This window comes from Variovorax sp. KBW07 (genome assembly GCF_003852515.1).
In the GTDB taxonomy this organism is placed as follows: domain Bacteria; phylum Pseudomonadota; class Gammaproteobacteria; order Burkholderiales; family Burkholderiaceae_C; genus Variovorax.
Window position 1 is genome coordinate 1 of the sequence record NZ_QAJK01000131.1, and the last position, 20903, is coordinate 20903.

A 20903-nucleotide genomic window follows, 5' to 3' on the forward strand; every position below is an offset into this window, starting at 1 on the left:
GCGGACAGGGCTCGCAGCTGTCTGAGCCGCAGGCGAGTTCTGCGAGACCCCGCGAAACGCGAGCACCGCAGGGCAGCCCGAAGGGCCGGCACAGCGGGGCTGACCGGGCCGTACCGCGTACCGGGCGCTCTCCACAACGGATGCCCCGCGGCCGCCCCTAGCACAAGGGCAACGAAAAACACACAGGCAAAGCCCCCAAGCCCTGCCCTAAAATCCACCCCCCCGGCTACATGGGCGCGCAGCGCCTGGCCAAGGGCCCCACCCGATGAATGCTCCGACCGCGTTGAACGCGTTGTTGTCGCAGGCCGCAGAGCCCGCACGACTGCGCGAGATCCCGTACAACTACACCAGCTTCTCCGACCGAGAGATCGTGATTCGCCTGCTCGGCGAACGAGGCTGGGACCTGCTCCAGACCTTGCGTGCCGAGCGCCGCACCGGCCGATCGGCGCGCATGCTCTACGAGGTGCTGGGCGACATCTGGGTCGTGCAGCGCAACCCCTATCTTGTCGACGACCTGCTCGACAACCCGCGCCGCCGCGGCCAGCTGGTCGATGCCCTCAAGCACCGGCTGACCGAGGTCCAGAAGCGCCGCACCCCCGACAGCGACCTGCCGCGCGACCAACTGGTGGGCGAGCTCACCGGCCTCGTGAGCAACGCGGTGTCCACCTTCGACACCATGTTCCGCGACGTCGCCGCCCTGCGCCGCAAGGCCACGCGCGTGCTGCGCCGGCTCACGGCAAAGGACAACATCAAGTTCGACGGCCTCTCGCGCGTGTCCCACGTGACCGACGCCACCGACTGGCGCGTCGAATATCCGTTCGTCGTGCTGTGCCCCGACACCGAGACCGAAATGGCGCTGCTGGTCAAGGGCTGCATCGAGCTGGGCCTGACCATCATTCCGCGCGGCGGCGGCACCGGCTACACCGGCGGCGCGATCCCGCTGACATGGAACAGCGTCGTCATCAACACTGAAAAGCTCGAGGCCATGACCGAGGTCGAGCACGTCTCGCTGCCTGGCCTCGAGGCGCCCGTGCCCACCATCTGGACCGAAGCCGGCGTGGTCACGCAGCGCGTGGCCGATGCGGCCGAGCGCGCGGGCTTCGTGTTCGCGGTCGACCCGACTTCCGCCGAAGCCTCGTGCGTCGGTGGCAACGTGGCGATGAACGCCGGCGGCAAGAAGGCCGTGCTGTGGGGCACCGCGCTCGACAACCTCGCCTCGTGGCGCATGGTCACGCCGCAGGCCGAGTGGCTCGAAGTCACGCGCATCGGCCACAACCTGGGCAAGATCCACGACGCCGAGCGCGCCGTGTTCGAGCTGCAGTATTTCGCGGCAGACGGCAAGACCAAGCTGCGCACCGAGCAGCTCGACATTCCCGGCAAGACCTTCCGCAAGGAAGGCCTCGGCAAGGACGTGACCGACAAGTTCCTCTCGGGCCTGCCGGGCATCCAGAAAGAGGGCTGCGACGGCCTCATCACCAGCTGCCGCTGGGTCGTGCACCGCATGCCGGCGCACACGCGCACCGTGTGCCTCGAGTTCTTCGGCAACGCCAAGGACGCGGTGCCCAGCATCGTCGAGATCAAGGATTTCATGTTCGCCGAGCAGAAGCGCTCGGGCGTGCTGTTGGCTGGCCTCGAACACCTTGACGACCGCTACCTCAAGGCGGTCGGCTACGCCACCAAGTCGAAGAAGCACGGCGGCTTGCCGAAGATGGTGCTGTTCGGCGACATCGCGGGCGACGACGCCGATGCGGTGGCGCGCGTGACCTCTGAAGTGGTGCGCATCGCCAACTCGCGCAGCGGCGAAGGCTTCATTGCCATCAGCCCCGAGGCGCGCAAGAAATTCTGGCTCGACCGCAAGCGCACGGCCGCCATCAGCAAGCACACCAACGCCTTCAAGATCAACGAAGACGTGGTGATCCCGCTGCCGCGCATGGCCGAGTACAGCGACGGCATCGAGCGCATAAACATCGAGCTGTCTTTGCAGAACAAGCTCGCGCTCACCGATGAGCTCGAAGCCTTTCTCACACGGGGCAACCTGCCGCTGGGCAAGACCGACGACGCGCACGAGATTCCGGCGGCCGAGCTGCTCGAAGACCGCGTGGCGCAGGCCGTGTCGCTGGTGCAGGACACGCGCGCGTTGTGGGCCGGCTGGCTGCAGGACATCGACGGCCTGTTTGCGCAGCTGCAGGACCATTCCCTGCGCGCCAGCTGGAAGACGCAGTTGCGCCAGCCGCTGCAGGAGATTTTTTCGGGCGCCGAGTTCGCGCCGATCCTGGCCGAATGCACTGCGATCCACAAACGCGTGCTCAAGGGCCGCGTGTGGGTCGCGCTGCACATGCACGCGGGCGACGGCAACGTGCACACCAACATCCCCGTCAACAGCGACAACTACGACATGCTGCAGACCGCGCATGCCGCAGTGGTGCGCATCATGGCGCTGGCGCGCAGCCTCGACGGCGTGATTTCGGGCGAGCACGGCATCGGCATCACCAAGCTTGAATTCCTCAGCGACGAAGAGCTGAAGCCCTTCACCGACTACAAGAAGCGGGTCGACCCCGAAGGCCGCTTCAACAAGGGCAAGCTGCTGCGCGCACCGGCCGGCGAAGCCGTCACGCTGCACGCCGACCTGACCAACGCCTACACGCCGAGCTTCGGCCTCATGGGGCACGAGTCGCTGATCATGCAGCAGAGCGACATCGGCGCCATTGCCGACAGCGTGAAAGACTGCCTGCGTTGCGGCAAGTGCAAGCCGGTGTGCGCGACGCACGTGCCGCGCGCCAACCTGCTGTACAGCCCGCGCAACAAGATCCTCGCGACCTCGCTGCTGGTCGAGGCTTTTCTCTATGAAGAGCAGACGCGGCGCGGCATCAGCATCAAGCACTGGGAAGAGTTCGAGGACGTGGCCGACCACTGCACGGTGTGCCACAAGTGCCTCACGCCTTGCCCGGTGAAGATCGACTTCGGCGACGTGTCGATGAACATGCGCAACCTGCTGCGCAAGATGGGGCAGAAGAGCTTCCGCCCCGGCAACGCGGCCGCCATGTTCTTCCTCAACGCGACCAATCCGCAGACCATCAAGGCGGTGCGCGCGGGCATGGTGGGCGTGGGCTTCAAGGCGCAGCGGCTGGCCAACGATTTGTTGAGCCGCCTCGCGAAGAAGCAGACCGGCGCGCCGCCTGCCACGCTGGGGCCTGCGCCCATCAAGGAGCAGGTGATCCACTTCATCAACAAGAAGATGCCGGGCAACCTGCCGAAGAAGACGGCGCGCGCGCTGCTCGACATCGAGGATGCCGACTACGTGCCGATCATCCGCAACCCGAAGGCGACCACCTCCGAAACCGAGGCGGTCTTCTACTTCCCGGGGTGCGGGTCGGAGCGGCTGTTCTCGCAGGTGGGCCTGGCCACGCAGGCCATGCTCTGGCATGCGGGCGTGCAGACGGTGTTGCCGCCCGGCTACCTGTGCTGCGGCTATCCGCAGCGCGGCAGCGGCCAGTTCGACAAGGCGGAGAAGATGATCACCGACAACCGGGTGCTCTTCCACCGCGTGGCGAACACGCTCAACTACCTCGACATCAAGACGGTGGTGGTGAGCTGCGGCACCTGCTACGACCAGCTGCAGGGCTACCAGTTCGACAAGATCTTCCCGGGCTGCCGCATCATCGACATCCACGAGTACCTGCTCGAAAAGGGCATCACGCTGGCCGGTGCGGGCGGTGGCGGCTACCTGTACCACGACCCCTGCCATTCGCCGATGAAGCTGCAGGACCCGATGAAGACCGTGAAGGCGCTGGTCGGCGACAACGTGCTCAAGAACGACCGCTGCTGCGGCGAGTCGGGCACGCTGGGCGTGTCGCGGCCCGACATCTCGACGCAGATCCGCTTCCGCAAGGAAGAGGAACTGAAGAAGGGCGAAGCCGCGCTGCGCGAGAGCGGCACGGTCGGCGCGACCGACAACGTGAAGATCCTCACCAGCTGCCCGAGCTGCCTGCAAGGCCTCTCGCGCTACGGCGACGACCTGAACAACGGCCTGCTCGAAGCCGACTACATCGTGGTCGAGATGGCCAATAAGATCCTCGGCGCCGACTGGATGCCAGCCTACGTGGAAGCGGCCAACCACGGCGGCATCGAACGGGTGCTGGTATGACGGTGCAAGGCTGCCCCTTGTGCGAAGGCCCCGGCGGCCGTGTCGTGTTCGAGGGCGCGAAGCTGCGCGTCATCCATGCCGAAGAGGCCGGGTTCCCTGCGTTCTATCGCGTGGTGTGGCGCGCGCATGCGGCCGAGTTCTCGGACCTCGACGCGTCTGACCGCGTGCTGTGCATGGAGGCTGTGACGGTGGTCGAGCAATGCCTGCGCGAGCACCTGAAGCCGGCCAAGATCAACCTTGCCGCGCTCGGCAACATGGTGCCGCACCTGCACTGGCACGTGATCGCCCGCTTTGCGGACGACAGCCATTTTCCCGGCTCGGTCTGGGCGCCGGTGCAGCGCGAGGCCAACGCGGCGCAGCAGGCGGACGTCGCGGCGCGGCTGCCGGCCATCGAGGCTGCGATGATCGGGCGACTGGTCACACTGGGCACAAGGAGTTTCTGATGGCAGGTTTGAAACCGGGCGCACCGACGCCGCAATCGATCACCGTGCACGGCCAGTCGCGTGTGCTGGAAGTCGGCTTCTCCGATGGCGCGACCTTTCGCATTCCCTTCGAGTTGATGCGCATCTATTCGCCGTCGGCCGAGGTGCAGGGCCATGGCCCGGGCCAGGAGATCCTGCAGACCGGCAAGCGCGACGTGGAACTGGCCAACCTGGAGCCGGTCGGCAACTACGCCGTGCAACCGACCTTCAGCGACGGCCACAACACCGGCATCTACTCGTGGGACCTGCTCTATGAGCTGGGCGCGAAGCAGGCCGAACTGTGGGCCCAGTACGAGCACCGGCTGGCGGAAGCAGGGGTGGACCGCGACACGCCGATGATCGAGAAGAGCGGTTCCGCCTGCAGCAGCCACTGAGGCTTCCGCTGAAGCTCGCGATTTCCTCGTGCTATTGAAAAGATAGCCCTACAGGCAAGAAGGGCGGGCGTTTCAGCGCGCCCGCGTTTGAAGAAAAAAGCAACAAATGTCCGCCGTAGGCGCGGGGTCGTCGGCTTGATGTGCAGGCTTCCGGCCTAACATCGGTTGCATGAGTACAACCCACTTCGGCTTCGAGAAAGTCGACGAAAGCGAGAAGGCGACACGCGTTCGCGGCGTCTTCGACTCGGTAGCCTCGCGCTACGACATCATGAACGACCTGATGTCGGCCGGCCTGCACCGCGCCTGGAAGGCGTACACCGTGATGGTTGCCAACGTGGGCGAAGGCTCGCGCGTGCTCGACATCGCGGGCGGCACCGGCGACCTCGCCATGGCCTTCGCCAAGAAGGTCGGCGCCACCGGCCAGGTGGTCCACACCGACATCAACGAAGCCATGCTGCGCACCGGCCGCGACCGTCTGCTCGACGCCGGCGTGTCGCTGCCCACCATGGTCTGCGACGCCGAGAAGCTGCCCTTTCCAGACAACCACTTCGACGTGGTCACGGTGGCCTTCGGCCTGCGCAACATGACGCACAAGGACATCGCGCTCAAGGAAATGAATCGCGTGCTCAAGCCGCGCGGCAAGCTGCTGGTGCTCGAGTTCTCGAAGGTCGCCAAGCCGCTTGCCAAGGTCTACGACTGGTACTCCTTCAACGTGCTGCCGCGCCTGGGCAAGCTCGTGGCGGGCGACGATGCGAGCTATCGCTATCTCGCCGAATCGATCCGGATGCATCCCGCGCAAGAGGAGCTCAAGACCCTCATGAAAGAGGGCGGTTTCGGACATGTGGACTATCACAACATGACGGGTGGCGTGGCTGCTCTCCATGTTGGAATCAAATGTTGATGAAGCGAATCTTTCGCTCAAGAGGAGACGACATGAAGAGTTTGGGAACCTTGTTTTTGGCGGCTGTGATGGTGCTGGGCAGTGTCCAGGCCGAGGCCGCTCGCATGGGCGGTGGCAAGTCGGTCGGACGCCAGTCGTCCAACGTGACGCAACGCCAGGCCACGCCGCCCGCGGCGCCCGGCGCACCCGCGCAGCAGAACGCCACCAACGCCGCGGGCAAGCCCGCGACGGCGGCACCGGCCGCGGCCGCGCCGAAGCGTCCGTGGGGCGCGATGCTCGGCGGCCTCGCAGCCGGCCTGGGCCTGGCATGGCTCGCACATTCGCTCGGCCTGGGTGCAGGCTTCGGCAACATCCTGCTGATCGGCCTGCTGGTGCTGGCCGGCGTGGTGGTGTGGCGCATGATCAAGGCGCGCTCGCAGCAAGCCTCGGGCGGCAACCGCCAGGGCGGCTTCGCGTTCCAGGGTGCGGGCGCCAGCCCCACCAACGCCACGGCCCCCGCGCAGTACAGCCCGGCCAACGTGGGCAACGATGCTTCGGCCCGTCCGTGGGAGCGCAGCGCCACCGCCTTCGATGCCACGCCCGCAACGGACGCAGACCGCCACGGCAGCAGCCTTTCCGCGGCAGGCGCGGCGGCTGGTGGCAGCATGATCGGTTCGGCTCTGGCCGGCTCGCAGGCCTGGGGTACGCCCGCCGGCTTCGACGTGGAAGGCTTCCTGGGTGCCGCCAAGCGCAACTTCGTGACGCTGCAGGACGCATGGGACCGCGCCGACGTGACGACGCTGCGCTCGATGATGACCGACAGCATGGTCGACGAGATCCGCACGCAGCTGGCCGACCGCGCCAGCCACACCGGTGGTGCCTCGAACAAGACCGAAGTCGTGATGCTCGACGCCAAGCTGCTGGGCATCGAAGAACTGCCCGACGCCTACATGGCCAGCGTGGAGTTCTCCGGCATGATCCGCGAAGACGCGTCGGCGGGCCCGGGTCCGTTCCGCGAAGTCTGGAACATGACCAAGCCGACCAGCGGCAACAGCGGCTGGCTGGTTGCCGGCGTGCAAGCGCTGCAGTAAAGCAAAAAGCTGAAGCGCGCCCGTCACAGGGCCGCGGCAGTGACGGGATAATGGGGACATGGCTACACCATCGTCCCCTTTTTCTTTTCTCGGCGACCTCTTCAATCGCATCGGCGAACGCCTCCAGCCTCCGGGTTGGGCGGTCCACGAGATCCAGCACCGCGCGGTCCTGTTCCTGAACCACGTGCTGCAGCAGGAGCCAGAAGCCCAGCAGCGGCTGCTGCGCCAGCAGGGGCGGGTGGTGCGCTTCCAGTGGCGCTTCGTGACGATGGAACTCGTGGCCACGCCGGCAGGCCTGCTCGACCTGGCCCCTGAAGGCTCGGTGCCCGAGCTCACCCTCACCGTGACCGACGATTCCCCCTTCGACATCGCCCGCGCCACGCTGCGCGGCGACAAGCCCGCGGTGCAGATCGTCGGCGACGTGCAGCTGGCCGCCGAGGTCAACTGGCTGGTCGACCACGTGCGCTGGGACGTCGAGGACGACCTTGCCCGCGTGATCGGCGACGTCCCCGCGCACACCCTGGGCAACGGCGTGCGCCGCGTCGTGGGCGCGCTGCGCCAGTTCGTCGGCGACCGCACGGCACGCGCCGATGGTTCGTCGACCGGCTCGGCAGCGGGCTCGGCAGGTCGGGCCGAATGAGGCGCTTCTACCGCGGCGTATTCATCGTCTGGGTCGCGCTGCGCTACGGTCTCGACGAGCTCGTGCTCACGAGCTTCCAGAAGCCATGGCTGCGTGTTGTGGCGCGCATCGTCTCGGTCGGGCGCAACCTCGACGCGCCGCGCGGCCAGCGGTTGCGCGAAGCGCTGGAGCGCCTGGGCCCCATCTTCGTGAAGTTCGGCCAGGTGCTGTCGACCCGGCGCGACCTGCTGCCGCCCGACATTGCCGACGAACTCGCCTTCCTGCAGGACCGCGTACCGCCGTTCCCTTCGGCGGTGGCCGTGGCGACCATCGAGCGCGCATTCCGCCGCCCGGTGAGCGACGTCTTCGTGCAGTTCGACGAAACCCCGATCGCCAGTGCATCGATCGCGCAGGTGCACTTTGCCGTCATCCGCACCAAGGAGGGCGCGCTGCGCGATGTCGCCGTCAAGGTGCTGCGCCCCAACATGCGCGGCGTGATCGAGAAAGACCTGGCGCTGATGGCCATGATGGCCGCCTGGGTCGAGAAGCTCTCGCCCGACGGCAAGCGCCTGAAGCCGCGCGAGGTGGTCGGCGAGTTCGACAAGTACCTGCACGACGAGCTCGACCTGGTGCGCGAGGCGGCCAACGCGGCCCAGCTGCGCCGCAACATGGCATCGCTCGAGCTGGTGCTCATTCCCGAGATGTTCTGGGACTTCTGCCACCCCGAAGTCATCGTGATGGAGCGCATGAACGGCGTGCCCATTGCCCAGATGGACCGCCTGCGCGCGGCCGGCGTCGACATTCCCAAGCTGGCGCGCGACGGCGTCACGATCTTCTTCACCCAGGTGTTCCGCGACGGCTTCTTCCATGCCGACATGCACCCGGGCAACATCCAGGTGAGCCTGGAGCCCGAGACTTTCGGGCGCTACATATCGCTCGATTTCGGCATCATCGGCACGCTCACCGAGTCGGACAAGGAATACCTGGCGCAGAACTTCGTGGCCTTCTTCCGTCGCGACTACAAGCGCGTGGCCGAGCTGCACCTCGAAAGCGGCTGGGTGCCCGAGGGCACGCGAATCGACGAGCTCGAAGCCGCCATCCGCACCGTCTGCGAACCGTACTTCGACCGGCCGCTGAAAGAAATTTCACTCGGCATGGTGCTGATGCGGCTGTTCCAGACCTCGCGCCGCTTCCACGTCGAGATCCAGCCGCAGCTGGTGCTGCTGCAGAAGACGCTGCTCAACATCGAGGGCCTGGGCCGCAGCATCGACCCCGAGCTCGACCTCTGGCACACCGCCAAGCCCTTCCTCGAAAAATGGATGGTCGACCAGATCGGCCCGAAGAAGCTGTTCCAGCAATTGAAGGCCGAGGCCCCGCGCTACGCGAAATTGCTGCCGCAATTGCCCCGCCTGCTGCACGATTTCCTTGAAAATCGGCCCGCCGACAACCGGCGCGAACTGCTCGAACTGCTGGCCGAGCAAAAGCGCACCAACCGGTTGCTGCAGACCATCGTCTACGGTGGCATAGGTTTTGTATTGGGGTTGCTCGCCATGCAGTTGCTGGTGCGCGTGCGCTTGTTCTAGAGGAGTCTTTGCCGTGTTGTTGACGTTGGTCATCGTCTATCTGCTGGTCACCATCGCCATCGGCCTCTACGCCGCCAGGCGGGTAAAAAACACCACCGACTTCGCCATTGCGGGGCGGCACCTGCCGCTCTTCATGATCGTCACGACCACCTTCGCGACCTGGTTCGGGTCCGAAACGGTGCTCGGCATTCCGGCCAAATTCATCGAGGGCGGGCTGAACGGCGTGGTCGAAGACCCGTTCGGCGCGGGCACCTGCCTGATCCTGGTGGGGCTGTTCTTCGCGGGCAAGCTCTACCGCATGACGCTGCTGACCATCAGCGACTACTACCGTGAGCGCTACGGCCGCAGCGTCGAGGTGGCCTGCACGCTGATCATCATGCTGAGCTACCTGGGCTGGGTGTCGGCGCAGGTCACGGCGCTGGGGCTGGTGTTCAACGTGCTGTCGGCCGGTGCCATCAGCATTCCGCTGGGCATGGTGATCGGCGTGGTGTCGATCCTGGCCTACACGCTGTTCGGCGGCATGTGGTCGGTGGCGGTGACCGACTTCATCCAGATGATCATCCTGGTGGCCGGCCTGGCCATCATCGCGGTGTTCGCGGGCAACATGGCCGGCGGCGCCGACAAGGTGGTGGCCTTCGCGGTCAGCAAGGACCTCTTCAAGTTCTGGCCCGAGCCCAACTGGCACGACATGGTGTTCTTCTTCGCGGCCGCCATCACGATGATGCTGGGCTCCATTCCGCAGCAGGACGTGTTCCAGCGCGTGATGTCGGCCAACAGCGTCAAGGCGGCCCAGCGCGGCCCGGTGATCGGCGGCGTGGCGTACATCCTGTTCGCCTTCGTGCCGATGTTCCTGGTGGCCAGCGCGCTGCTGATCATGCCGGACGAGGTGGCCGTGCTGCTGAAGGAAGATCCGCAGAAGGTGCTGCCCACGCTGGTGCTGCAAAAAATGCCGTTCGTGATGCAGGTGCTGTTCTTCGGCGCGCTGCTGTCGGCCATCAAGTCGACCGCCTCGGCCACCTTGCTGGCGCCCAGCGTCACCTTCACCGAGAACATCTGGCGCCAGTTCCGCCCGGCCGGCACCGACCGCGAGAACCTCCTGACCATGCGCATCACGGTGCTGCTGTTCAGCGCGGCCGTGCTGGCCTACGCCATCCGCATGCAGGGCACGCCGATCTACGAGCTTGTCTCGGGTGCCTACCAGGTACCGCTGGTGGGCGCCTTCGTGCCGCTGGTTTGCGGCCTGTACTGGCGCCGCGCCACCACCCAGGGCGCCGTGGCCTCGATCGCGCTGGGCATCGGCGTCTGGCTGCTGTTCCTGGCCATGCCCTGGGGTGCGGCCTTTCCGGCCCAGCTCGCGGGTGTGCTGTGCTCGTTCGCGGGCATGGTGGCCGGCTCGCTGCTGCCGCAATGGCTGGTGAACACTCACACGCCGCACCGCCCGCTGGCCACCGAACCCGCCTGAGACAGGGGCTCAGGCCCCGGGCGGGATGGCGATTGGCGGGTACGCCCCTATAATCGAGGGCTTTGCGAGCGGCAGCTGCGCCGCTTTTTTGACCCCAATCTCCATGCCCATCTACGCCTACAAGTGCAGCGCCTGCGGCTTTGCCAAAGACGCCCTGCAAAAGATGTCCGACGCGCCCCTGACGGTGTGTCCGGCGTGCGGCGCGAGTGCGTTTGAAAAACAGGTCACGGCCGCCGGCTTCCAGCTCAAGGGCTCGGGCTGGTACGTGACCGATTTCCGCGAAGGCGGCGGCAAGAAGGCCGAACCCGCCACGGCACCCGTTGCAAGCGACGGCGCCAAGCCCGCCGAGTCTTCTTCCAGTTCTTCTTCCGCCGCGCCGAGCCCCGCTCCGGCGCCCGCGGCACCGGCCCCCGCGCCGGCTGCTGCCGCCAAGAGCGGCGACTGAGACCCTGCCCATGCTCGCCCTGCGCAAATGGTTGTTCTCCGGCTTGCTGGTGATCGTTCCGCTGTTCATCACCCTGGCGGTGCTGAAGTGGATCATCGACACGCTGGACCAGACGCTCTGGGTGCTGCCGGGGGTCTGGCAGAAATGGCTCTACGAGAACAACATCCGCGGGCTCGGCGTGCTGCTCACCCTGGCCATCCTGCTGGTGGTCGGCGCCATTGCGAGCAACTTCGTCGGCAAGCGCCTGCTCGGCTGGGGCGACGCCGTGGTGCGGCGCATCCCGGTGGTGCGCTCCATCTACTCGAGCGTCAAGCAGGTGTCGGACACGCTGTTCTCCGAGAACGGCAATGCCTTCCGCACCGCGGTGCTGATCCAGTGGCCGCGCGAAAACGTCTGGACCATCGCCTTCGTGACCGGTGCGCCGGGCAACGAGGTGGCCGAGCACCTGGGCACCGAGGAATTCCTCAGCGTCTACGTGCCGACCACGCCCAACCCCACGGGCGGCTATTTCGTGATGCTCAAGCGCAGCGACTGCGTCGAACTGAAGATGAGCGTGGACGAAGCGCTCAAGTACATCGTCTCGATGGGGGTGGTCGTTCCAGGCGGCCCCGCCACGGTGGCAATCAAGCCATCCAACTCATAAAAACGAACGCGCCCCAACGGCGCCGGAATTGATCCCTATGGCCATGCGTACTCACTATTGCGGTCTTGTGACCGAAGCCCTGATGGGCCAGACCGTTACCCTCTGCGGCTGGGTCAACCGTCGCCGCGACCACGGTGGCGTGATCTTCATCGACGTGCGTGACCGCGAAGGTTACGTGCAGGTGGTGTGCGACCCCGATCGCGCCTCCACCTTCGCCGTGGCCGAAAACCTGCGCAACGAGTTCTGCGTGCAGATCACGGGCCTGGTGCGCGCGCGCCCCGAAGGCACCACCAACGACAGCCTCAAGAGCGGCAAGATCGAAGTGCTGTGCCACGAGCTGAAGGTGCTCAACCCGTCGGTCACGCCGCCGTTCCTGCTGGACGACGACAACCTCTCGGAAACCACCCGCCTCACGCACCGCGTGCTCGACCTGCGCCGCCCGGCCATGCAGCGCAACATGATGCTGCGCTACAAGGTCACGATGGAAACGCGCAAGTTCCTCGATGCCAACGGCTTCATCGACATCGAGACGCCGATGCTCGGCAAGTCCACGCCCGAAGGCGCGCGCGACTACCTCGTGCCCAGCCGCGTGCACGACGGCAGCTTCTTCGCGCTGCCGCAGTCGCCCCAGCTCTTCAAGCAGCTGCTGATGGTGGCCGGCTACGACCGCTACTACCAGATCGTGAAGTGCTTCCGCGACGAAGACCTGCGCGCCGACCGCCAGCCTGAATTCACGCAGATCGACATCGAGACCTCGTTCCTCGCCGAAGAAGAAATCCGCGAGATGTTCGAAGGCATGATCCGCAACGTGTTCCGCAACGCCGCGGGCATCGACCTGCCGGTGTTCCCGACCATGACGTACGGCGACGCGATGTTCAAGTACGGCTCCGACAAGCCCGACCTGCGCGTGAAGCTCGAATTCACCGAACTCACCGAGCTGATGAAGCGCGTCGAGTTCAAGGTGTTCTCGAACGCCGCCACCATGGTCGGTGGCCGTGTCGTGGCACTGCGCGTGCCCGGCGGCGGTGCCGAAGGCGGCCTGTCGCGCGGCGAAATCGACGCTTACCAGGAATTCGTCAAGATCTACGGCGCCAAGGGCCTGGCCTACATCAAGGTCAACGACGCGGCAGCCGGTCGCGAAGGCCTGCAAAGCCCGATCGTGAAGAACCTCGACGACAACACGCTGGCCGAGATCATCGCCCGCACGGGTGCCCGCAACGGCGACATCCTGTTCTTCGGTGCCGACAAGGAAAAGGTCGTCAACGACGCCATCGGCGCGCTGCGCGTGAAGATCGGCCACAGCCCCTTCGGCAAGAAGACCGGTCTGTTCGACGACCGCTGGGCACCGCTGTGGGTGGTCGACTTCCCGATGTTCGAGTTCGACGAAGACGGCCAACGCTGGAGTGCCGTGCACCACCCGTTCACCGCCCCGAAGGACGGCCATGAAGACCTCATGGACACCGCGCCCGAGAAGTGCATTGCCAAGGCCTACGACATGGTGCTCAACGGCATCGAGATGGGCGGCGGCTCGGTGCGTATCCACCGCGAGGAAGTGCAGAGCAAGGTGTTCCGCGCGCTGAAGATCAGCGCCGAAGACGCACAGTTGAAGTTCGGCTTCCTGCTCGACGCGCTGCAGTACGGCGCGCCGCCGCACGGTGGCATCGCCATCGGCCTGGACCGCCTCGTCATGCTCATGACCGGCGCCGAGTCGATCCGCGACGTGATCGCCTTCCCCAAGACCCAGCGCGCGCAAGACTTGCTGACGCAGGCCCCGAGCCCGGTCGACGAGAAGCAGCTGCGCGAGCTGCACATCAAGCTGCGCAACACCCCTCAAGCTGCTGCTTGAGGACGGCAGGTAGGCACGGGCAGGGTGATTGGCTAAAATGGCTAATCACTCCTCGGAGCCAGCCATGCGCATCACCGCCACCGAAGCCAAGAACCGATTCGGCTACTACCTCGGCCAAGCCGAGCGCGAACCGGTGCACGTGATGAAAAACGACCGCGTGGCGGTCGTTCTTGTTTCCGCGGCGCGCTTTGCAGAGCTCGAGGCGTTCGAAAAGCAGAAGTCGATGGCGCAGCGCAAGCGCGAGTTCAACGAGGAATACAAAGACTGGATTGCCGCGCAGCATGAGCTGGTCGAGACGCACGGTGTTTTCGGCGAAAACCTCCGCCCCTGGTAAGCACCTGTGGCGCAATTCGACATCTACGCCAATCCCGACAAGACCCAGCGCACCGCATTTCCGTGGTGTGTCGACATGCAGAGCGACCTGCTCGGCGTGTTGCCCACGCGGTTGGTCATGCCGCTGACCACCCGGAAATACCTGCCGCCCAAGGCGCCGCACCGGCTGTGTCCGCCCGTCCAATGGGACGGTGAGACCTTCTTTGCGTTGCCCCAGATGACCGCGCCTTTCCGGGTGAAGGATCTGGGCACCGCGAAAGGCAATGTGCGCCTGGCGTCCAATGATCTGGTGGCAGCGCTCGACGCGGTCATCAGCGGCGTCTGAACACTGCCGTGCCGCCATTCAAGATCCCGGAGTCGGTGCTTGTCGTGATCCACACGCCGGCGCTCGACGTGCTGCTGATCCGGCGCGCCGACGCCGCCGAGTTTTGGCAGTCGGTCACCGGCAGCAAGGACACGCCCGACGAGCCGTTCGCGCTCACGGCGGCGCGCGAGGTGGCCGAGGAAACCGGCATCCAGTGCGGCGAGGGCAGTGCGCTTGCGCCGCGGCTGGTCGACTGGCAGCTGAGCAACGTCTACGAAATCTATCCACGCTGGCGCGCCCGCTACGCCCCCGGCGTGACGCACAACACCGAGCACCTGTTCGGCCTGTGCGTGCCCGAACGGCTGGTGCCCACGCTCGATCCGCGCGAGCACACCGAGTGGAAATGGCTGCCGTACCAGCAGGCGGCCGATGCCTGTTTTTCACCGTCGAACGCCGAAGCCATTCTGTTGCTGCCAGAATTTGCGCAATGAACCAGCCGGCAGCACACACCCTTCGGGTCGCGACCTACAACATCCACAAGGGTGTGCAGGGCATCGGCCCCGCCCGGCGACTCGAGATCCACAACCTCGGCCACGCCATCGAGCAGCTCGATGCCGACATCGTCTGCCTGCAGGAAGTGCGCAAGATGAACCGGCAGGCGGCCGCCCGCTTCGCGCGCTGGCCCGAGCTGCCGCAGGCCGATTTCCTCGCGCCGGAGGGCTACACCGCCGTCTACGAGACCAATGCCGTCACGCGCCACGGCGAGCACGGCAATGCATTGCTCACGCGCTGGCCGGTCATCCGTACCAGCCACCAGGACATTTCCGACCACCGCTTCGAGCAGCGCGGGCTGCTGCACGTGGTGATCGAGGTCGAGGGCCAGCCCGTGCACGCCATCGTGGTGCACCTGGGCCTGATCAAAGGCAGTCGCGTGCGGCAGATCGCGCGCCTGCGAGAGTTCATCGACCGCGAGGTGCCGCCCGACGAGGCCGTGGTGGTAGCGGGCGACTTCAACGACTGGGGCGCGCGCATGCGCTACGCCATGAACGCCATGGGCCTGCGCGACACCAGCGACCTGCGCGGCCCGCGCACGCTCACCTACCCATCGCGCCTGCCGGTGGCGCAGCTCGATTTCGTCTACGGACGCAAGCTGGAGCCGTTGTCGTGCGCCGTGCCGCGCGGCCCGATCTGGGCCCGCATGTCCGACCACCTGCCGCTGGTGGCCGATTTCGCGCTGGCCTGAGCCCGGTTTCGAGGTGTTTCCCTGCGGGGGCACTGAAAAAAGATCGCTGATACCATGCGCGGATGCTGAGGAAAACCGACGTCGAACCGCTTCCCGATCGAAAAGACGATGACGAGGGTACGCCCGTCTCCGTCAAGATCCGCGAGCGACTGAATGCAGCGCGCAAGCGCTTCAATGCCAACGACAACATTGCCGAGTTCATCGAGCCCGGCGAGCTGGAGGGGCTGCTCGACGAAGTCGAGGTCAAGATGAAGGCCGTGCTCGAAAGCCTGGTCATCGACGTCGAGAACGACCACAACACCGACAACACCGCGCGCCGCGTCGCCAAGATGTACCTGAATGAGGTATTTCGCGGCCGCTACGTGCCGCCACCCGCGCTCACCGAATTCCCCAACGCCGAGCACCTGAACGAGTTGATGATCGTCGGCCCGATCACCGTGCGCAGCGCCTGCTCGCACCACTTCTGCCCGATCATCGGCAAGCTCTGGATCGGCGTGATGCCCAACGAGCACACCAATGTGATCGGCCTGTCGAAGTACGCCCGGCTGGCCGAATGGGTCATGGGCCGCCCCCAGATCCAGGAAGAAGCCGTGGTGCAACTGGCCGACCTGATCCAGGAAAAGACCCAGCCCGACGGCCTGGCGCTCGTCATGGAAGCCGAGCATTTCTGCATGGCCTGGCGCGGCGTGAAGGAAATGGACAGCAAGATGATCAACTCCGTGATGCGCGGCGTGTTCCTCAAGGACCCGAGCCTGCGTCGCGAATTCCTTTCCCTCTTGCCGAGAAGGAGCTGAACATGCTGGTCCGACTTCTCTACGCCAGCCGCGCCGTCGACACCAGCCCCGCGGCCATCGAGGCGATCCTTGCAAAATCGCGCACGCACAACCCGGCGTGCGGCATCACCGGCATTCTTTGCTACGGCGCGGGTACCTTCCTGCAGGCCATCGAGGGCGGACGCGACGCCATCAGCGACCTGTACGGCCACATCCAGCGCGATGCGCGCCACAAAGACGTGGTGCTGCTGCACTACGAGGAAATCTCCGAACGCCGCTTCGGTGGCTGGACGATGGGGCAGGTCAACCTGTCGAAGCTCAACGCCTCGACGCTGCTCAAGTATTCCGAGAAGCCCGAACTCGACCCGTACAAGGTCTCGGGCAAGGTCTCGCTGGCGCTGCTGGAAGAACTGATGGCCACGGCCGCCATCGTCGGCCGCCACTGATCCCGGTTTCGCCGGGGTGCCGCTCTCTGCCTTTGCGCTGATCCTGCTCGCCGGGGTCATTCACGCCAGCTGGAACATCGCCGCCAAGAAGGCGAACGGCGACGCGCGCTTCGCGTTCCAGAGCGGCGTTTTCATGGCCGTGGTGTGGGCACCCGTGGGCATCACACTGGGCTGGAGCGTGGTGCCGACCTGGGGCGTGCGCGAGTGGGGCTTCATCACGCTGAGCGGCGTGCTGCACGTTTTCTACTACGTCATTCTTCTGCGCGGCTACCGCAAGTCGGACCTCACGGTGGTCTACCCGCTGGCGCGCGGCTCGGGGCCGTTGCTGTCTTCGCTGGTGGCGATCTTGTTCCTCGGCGAGAAGATCAGCCTTGTCGGCGTGGCCGGCATCTTCGGCGTGGTGCTCGGCGTGTTCCTGGTGGCCGGCGGCCCGCGCCTCTTTCACAAGAAGCATGACGCTGCCCAGCGCGAGCGGGTGCAGAAGGGCATCCGCTACGGCGTGCTGACCGGCGCGTTCATCGCGGCCTACACGGTGGCCGACAGCTACGCGGTGAAGTTCCTCGCGATGTCGCCGATCCTGCTCGACTACATGAGCAACTTCGTGCGCCTGGTGCTGTTGCTGCCCGCGGCACTCCAAGACCGCGCGACGACCGCGCGCATGTGGCGCGAGCAATGGAAATACGCGTTGCTGGTGGCGGCGATCAGCCCCATCTCCTACGTGCTTGTGCTCTACGCGGTGCAGCAGGCGCCCATCTCTCATGTGGCGCCGGCGCGCGAAGTGTCGATGCTGTTCGCCGCGTTGATCGGCGGCCATCTGCTGCGCGAGGGCGACCGCCTGCTGCGCCTGCTGGGTGCGCTCTTCATCGCTGCCGGCGTGGTGGCGCTCGCACTGGGCTGACCGCCATGCTGTTCGGGTGCGATTTTTCAAGCGCGCCCACCAGGCGCAAGCCCATCGTCGTGGCCGTCGGCGAACTGGCCAATGCCAATGCCGATACCGACGGCGACGGCGTGGTGCTGCTGACCGGCCTGCAACGCTTTGCCACGCTCGATGCGTGGGGCGAATGGCTTCAGGCCACGCCCGCCTGGGTTGGTGGCTTCGACTTCCCGTTCGGCCTGCCGCGCGAGTTGGTCGAGCACCTGGGCTGGCCCGCCGAGTGGGGTGCGTTGATGGCGCACTACGCCAGCCTGAGCCGCGCCGAGATCCGCGACACCTTCGCCGCCTTCTGCGCCGCCCGTCCCGTCGGCGGCAAGTTCGCGCACCGCGCGACCGACGGCCCCGCGGGCTCCAGCCCGTCGATGAAGTGGGTCAATCCGCCGGTCGCCTACATGCTGCATGCCGGCGTGCCGCGCCTGCTGGCCGCCGGCGCACGCATTCCCGGCCTGCATGAAGGCCGCCACCGGACCCGTGTGGCCCTGGAGGCCTATCCCGGCCTGCTGGCGCGCGAGCTGATCGGGCGGCGCAGCTACAAGAGCGACGACCTGCCCAGGCAGACGCCCGAGCGCCTGGCTGCGCGCACCGACCTGCTGGCTGCCCTCGAGGCCGGCACCACCCGGCTCGGCCTGCGGCTTGCCGTCAGCCCCGGCCAGCGCGCGGAGTTGCTGGCAGACGCCCAGGGCGACGACATCGATGCCGTGCTGTGCCTCCTGCAAGTTGCCTGGGGTTTGCTGCGTGCCGAAAGCCCGGGTCCAGGCCATGGCCTGCCGGCGCGTTTCGATGCGCTTGAAGGATGGATCGTCACGGCTTGAGCCTTCTTGTCCTACACCGCTTCGGGCTTCCGGCGGCATTCCTGCCCCTCTGGCAGCGCCTAGATTGAACGCAGTGAGTCAACCCCGGCCCACGTGTTTCACCCCCCAAGCAGGAAGGAATCGAAATGAACAAGGACCAAGTGGCAGGCCGCGTCGAAGAGGCCAGGGGCAAGCTGAAGGAAGTCGCCGGCAAGGTCGTCGGCAACGAAAAGCTCGAAGGCGAAGGCCTCGCGGACCAGGCTGCCGGCAAGGTGCAGAAGACCTACGGCGACGTCAAGGAAAAGGCCAAGGACGCGATCAAGTCGGGCGCCGACAAGCTCTGACCGAGCGAACGGGGTTGCGCGCCGGGTGCGCGCAATCTCCTTTCCTTTTTCGTGTTTCCGTGTTTCTGTTTCCCCGTGAGCGACTGGAGGATTTCCCAATGAAAAAAGCAAACCCATACCCCGCCATGCCGCATTCGCGCGCGTGGCTTGCCGTGGTCGTGGCCGGCGCCGCGCTGACGCTGGCCGCCTGCGACAAGTCGGACAACCGCACGGCCGGTGAAAAGCTCGACAGCGCGGTCGCCAAGACCGAGCAGGCCGCCGATACCGCCGCAGCCAAGACCGAGCAGGCCCTGAAGGACGCCAAGGCCAAGGCCGACGCTTCCGGCACCACCGCCGAAGTGAAGGAAGGCATGGCCAACGTGAAGGAAGCCGCCAAGGAAGCCGGTGCCGCCGTGAGCGCGACGGTCGACGACGCAGCCATCACCGCGTCTGTTTCCGCCGGCCTGGCCAAGGACCCGGACCTGAGCGCCATCAAGATCAACGTGGACACCAAGGGCGGCGCCGTGAGCTTGAAGGGCCCGGCACCCTCGGCCGCTGCCAAGGCCCGCGCCGAAGAGATCGCCAAGGGCGTTCAGGGCGTGACCTCGGTGGACAACCAGCTCGACGTGAAGAGCTGATCGACCGCTTCGGTCTTTCCCAAAGAAAAAAGCAAAAAGCCCGGTTCGCGAGAACCGGGCTTTTTCTTTGGCTTCGTCGTGGCGGGCCGCGGGGCCCGCTTTCAACAACAAGCGGCTCAGTGGCCGAGCCAGTCCTTCAGTTCGTCGGCATGCTCTTCCTCGTCGGAAAGAATGTCTTCGAGCATGCGGCGCGTGGTCGGGTCCTTGTCGCCGATGAGCGCGATCATCTGGCGGTACGACTCCACGGCGATGCGCTCGGCAATGAGGTTGGCGCGCACCATGGCCTGCAGGTCGGTCGATTCGTCGTAGGCGGCGTGGCTGCGGTCTAGCAGGTGGCTGGGCGCGAAATCGGGTTCACCGCCCAGCTGCACGATGCGCTCCGCAATGCGGTCGGCATGGGCCGATTCTTCGTTGGCGTGCACCAAAAATTCGTCGGCGATGGCGGGCGACTCGACCCCGTTGGCGGTGAAGTAGTGGCGCTTGTAGCGCAGCACGCACACCAGCTCGGTGGCCAGCGCGTCGTTGAGCAGCTTCACGACGTCGTCGCGCCAGGGGCCGTAGCTGGGCGTGACCGCACCTTCGTCCAGGCTGCGGCCCGCGGCGTCGATGGCCTTCTGGTCGAGCACCAGGTGCTTGTGATCGGAGGCCTTGGGAGAAGCGGAAACATCGGCTTTCATGGAGGGTCCTTTCGTGGGGGGCTTGTGGTTTTCTGCATCAACGTGTTGACGATGTCCGCCACGTCGGATGTCTTGAGCACCGCTGCCAGCACTGCCGTGACGGACAGCAGGCGCCACGGCTTGACGAGCACCAGCACCGCGCCGGTGGCCGCCGCAACCGCCATCAGCTTGGCCGGCTCCTTGCGTGCGTAGTGTTCGAGAACGGGGCGGGCCAATTGGCCCACGGCGTGGGCGGGGTGGCGGCGCCACCAGCGCTGCACCACGCTGCGCGCCACGGAGCCCCAGACGTTGCCGCCACGGCCTTGCGCTGGCGCTTCGAGCGCTGCCGCCGCCAGGTGGTCGTGGTGCGCGTATTCCAGGTCGTCGTCGGGCTCGTATGCCGCTGCCGTGCGTTGCTGCGGTTCGGGCGCGCCGCCGTTCAACTGGCGGACCAGCGCGCGGCGCGAAAGGGCCAGGCGCTGCTGCGGGGTCAGGGGCGCGCGGTCAGCGTTGGCCATGATGGGCTCCGGCGTTGTGCAGGGCTTGCAGGTCGGCATCGAGTTGCGCGCGCAGGTCGTCGAAGCCGTAGCCGGGGTTGGGCCGCGTCGCGTACCAGGTGCACAAGGCCGCGATCAGCACCGCAACGCCCGGCACGATGACCAGCACCCAGTGAAAGCTGCCATGCATCACGCCGAGCAGCACGGCCACGCCGATCAGCCCGAGCGCCAGCATGGCGCTGGCCGCCGCCAGCACGCCCGCGACGAGGCGGGCGGCAAGTCCGCGCCCCGCCTGGGCAGTTTCCTGCCTGACGAGGGCGGCGTAGTTGGCGACGTGTTCAGCGACGAGTTCCGGATGCCCGAGCACCGTGGAAAAAATCGGATGGAGCATGGTGC

General features: G+C 66.2%; 24 protein-coding genes. 21 read left to right on the forward strand and 3 right to left on the reverse strand.

Annotation, left to right across the window (positions count from 1 at the left end; all coding sequences use genetic code 11):
* The first annotated feature begins 265 nt into the window (after positions 1-265).
* From DBV14_RS24580 to DBV14_RS24680, 21 genes are all read left to right on the forward strand, one after another.
* The gene (locus tag DBV14_RS24580) at positions 266-4144 is read left to right on the forward strand and encodes an FAD/FMN-binding oxidoreductase (RefSeq protein WP_124463034.1); all 3879 of its coding nucleotides are present in this window, start codon (positions 266-268) and stop codon (positions 4142-4144) included.
* The gene (locus DBV14_RS24585; RefSeq protein WP_124463035.1) at positions 4141-4587 is read left to right on the forward strand and encodes an HIT family protein; all 447 of its coding nucleotides are present in this window, start codon (positions 4141-4143) and stop codon (positions 4585-4587) included. Before DBV14_RS24580 ends, DBV14_RS24585 begins: the two co-directional genes overlap by 4 nt.
* On the forward strand, positions 4587-5000 hold the full coding sequence (locus DBV14_RS24590) for a gamma-butyrobetaine hydroxylase-like domain-containing protein (RefSeq protein WP_124463037.1): 414 nt from the start codon (positions 4587-4589) through the stop codon (positions 4998-5000). Before DBV14_RS24585 ends, DBV14_RS24590 begins: the two co-directional genes overlap by 1 nt.
* Positions 5001-5169: 169 nt before the next feature.
* Positions 5170-5901 (forward strand): bifunctional demethylmenaquinone methyltransferase/2-methoxy-6-polyprenyl-1,4-benzoquinol methylase UbiE, encoded by a 732-nt coding sequence (gene ubiE, locus DBV14_RS24595; protein WP_124463039.1) that lies wholly within the window; start codon positions 5170-5172, stop codon positions 5899-5901.
* Between the two features lie 32 nt (positions 5902-5933).
* Complete coding sequence (locus tag DBV14_RS24600) at positions 5934-6971, forward strand: Tim44 domain-containing protein (protein WP_124463041.1); 1038 nt, start codon at positions 5934-5936, stop codon at positions 6969-6971.
* Positions 6972-7029: 58 nt separating this feature from the next.
* On the forward strand, positions 7030-7611 hold the full coding sequence (locus tag DBV14_RS24605) for an SCP2 domain-containing protein (protein ID WP_124463042.1): 582 nt from the start codon (positions 7030-7032) through the stop codon (positions 7609-7611).
* Entirely contained in the window at positions 7608-9173 is a 1566-nt protein-coding gene (ubiB, locus tag DBV14_RS24610; RefSeq protein WP_124463044.1) for a ubiquinone biosynthesis regulatory protein kinase UbiB, read from the forward strand. The genes DBV14_RS24605 and ubiB overlap by 4 nt, the downstream gene beginning before the upstream one ends.
* Positions 9174-9186: 13 nt before the next feature.
* Positions 9187-10635, forward strand: coding sequence for a sodium:solute symporter family protein (locus tag DBV14_RS24615; protein WP_124463046.1), 1449 nt, complete (start codon positions 9187-9189; stop codon positions 10633-10635).
* Between the two features lie 103 nt (positions 10636-10738).
* Positions 10739-11080 (forward strand): FmdB family zinc ribbon protein, encoded by a 342-nt coding sequence (locus tag DBV14_RS24620; RefSeq protein WP_124463047.1) that lies wholly within the window; start codon positions 10739-10741, stop codon positions 11078-11080.
* Positions 11081-11090: 10 nt separating this feature from the next.
* Complete coding sequence (locus tag DBV14_RS24625; RefSeq protein WP_124463049.1) at positions 11091-11723, forward strand: DUF502 domain-containing protein; 633 nt, start codon at positions 11091-11093, stop codon at positions 11721-11723.
* 37 nt (positions 11724-11760) lie between these two features.
* On the forward strand, positions 11761-13569 hold the full coding sequence (aspS, locus tag DBV14_RS24630) for an aspartate--tRNA ligase (protein WP_124463050.1): 1809 nt from the start codon (positions 11761-11763) through the stop codon (positions 13567-13569).
* A 64-nt stretch (positions 13570-13633) separates the two neighbouring features.
* The gene (locus tag DBV14_RS24635; RefSeq protein ID WP_124463052.1) at positions 13634-13903 is read left to right on the forward strand and encodes a type II toxin-antitoxin system prevent-host-death family antitoxin; all 270 of its coding nucleotides are present in this window, start codon (positions 13634-13636) and stop codon (positions 13901-13903) included.
* Between the two features lie 6 nt (positions 13904-13909).
* A complete protein-coding gene (locus DBV14_RS24640) occupies positions 13910-14227 on the forward strand; it encodes a CcdB family protein (protein WP_124463054.1) in 318 nt (105 codons plus the stop codon).
* A gap of 8 nt (positions 14228-14235) precedes the next feature.
* The gene (gene nudB / locus DBV14_RS24645) at positions 14236-14697 is read left to right on the forward strand and encodes a dihydroneopterin triphosphate diphosphatase (RefSeq protein WP_124463056.1); all 462 of its coding nucleotides are present in this window, start codon (positions 14236-14238) and stop codon (positions 14695-14697) included.
* On the forward strand, positions 14694-15449 hold the full coding sequence (locus DBV14_RS24650; RefSeq protein ID WP_124463058.1) for an endonuclease/exonuclease/phosphatase family protein: 756 nt from the start codon (positions 14694-14696) through the stop codon (positions 15447-15449). Before nudB ends, DBV14_RS24650 begins: the two co-directional genes overlap by 4 nt.
* Before the next feature lie 62 nt (positions 15450-15511).
* Positions 15512-16243 (forward strand): GTP cyclohydrolase I, encoded by a 732-nt coding sequence (gene folE, locus DBV14_RS24655; RefSeq protein WP_124463060.1) that lies wholly within the window; start codon positions 15512-15514, stop codon positions 16241-16243.
* 2 nt (positions 16244-16245) lie between these two features.
* The gene (locus tag DBV14_RS24660; protein ID WP_013543155.1) at positions 16246-16668 is read left to right on the forward strand and encodes a BLUF domain-containing protein; all 423 of its coding nucleotides are present in this window, start codon (positions 16246-16248) and stop codon (positions 16666-16668) included.
* Positions 16669-16684: 16 nt separating this feature from the next.
* Complete coding sequence (locus tag DBV14_RS24665) at positions 16685-17566, forward strand: DMT family transporter (RefSeq protein WP_124463062.1); 882 nt, start codon at positions 16685-16687, stop codon at positions 17564-17566.
* A gap of 5 nt (positions 17567-17571) precedes the next feature.
* Positions 17572-18414, forward strand: a complete 843-nt coding sequence (locus tag DBV14_RS24670) for a DUF429 domain-containing protein (protein ID WP_124463064.1) — start codon at positions 17572-17574, stop codon at positions 18412-18414.
* Between the two features lie 125 nt (positions 18415-18539).
* Positions 18540-18737 (forward strand): CsbD family protein, encoded by a 198-nt coding sequence (locus DBV14_RS24675; protein ID WP_124463066.1) that lies wholly within the window; start codon positions 18540-18542, stop codon positions 18735-18737.
* Between the two features lie 98 nt (positions 18738-18835).
* The gene (locus DBV14_RS24680) at positions 18836-19354 is read left to right on the forward strand and encodes a BON domain-containing protein (RefSeq protein WP_124463068.1); all 519 of its coding nucleotides are present in this window, start codon (positions 18836-18838) and stop codon (positions 19352-19354) included.
* A gap of 116 nt (positions 19355-19470) precedes the next feature.
* On the opposite strand, the gene DBV14_RS24685 is transcribed toward DBV14_RS24680, so the two are convergent.
* Genes DBV14_RS24685 through DBV14_RS24695 form a run of 3 tightly spaced genes read right to left on the reverse strand, consistent with a single transcriptional unit; the run spans position 19471 to position 20898 of the window.
* Positions 19471-20031 carry a bacterioferritin gene (locus tag DBV14_RS24685; RefSeq protein WP_124463070.1) on the reverse strand — a complete coding sequence of 187 codons (561 nt, stop codon included), beginning with the start codon at positions 20029-20031 and terminating at the stop codon, positions 19471-19473.
* Positions 20028-20528, reverse strand: coding sequence for a hypothetical protein (locus DBV14_RS24690; RefSeq protein ID WP_124463072.1), 501 nt, complete (start codon positions 20526-20528; stop codon positions 20028-20030). Before DBV14_RS24690 ends, DBV14_RS24685 begins: the two co-directional genes overlap by 4 nt.
* Entirely contained in the window at positions 20515-20898 is a 384-nt protein-coding gene (locus tag DBV14_RS24695) for a phage holin family protein (RefSeq protein ID WP_124463074.1), read from the reverse strand. The genes DBV14_RS24690 and DBV14_RS24695 overlap by 14 nt, the downstream gene beginning before the upstream one ends.
* Between the last annotated feature and the right edge of the window lie 5 nt (positions 20899-20903).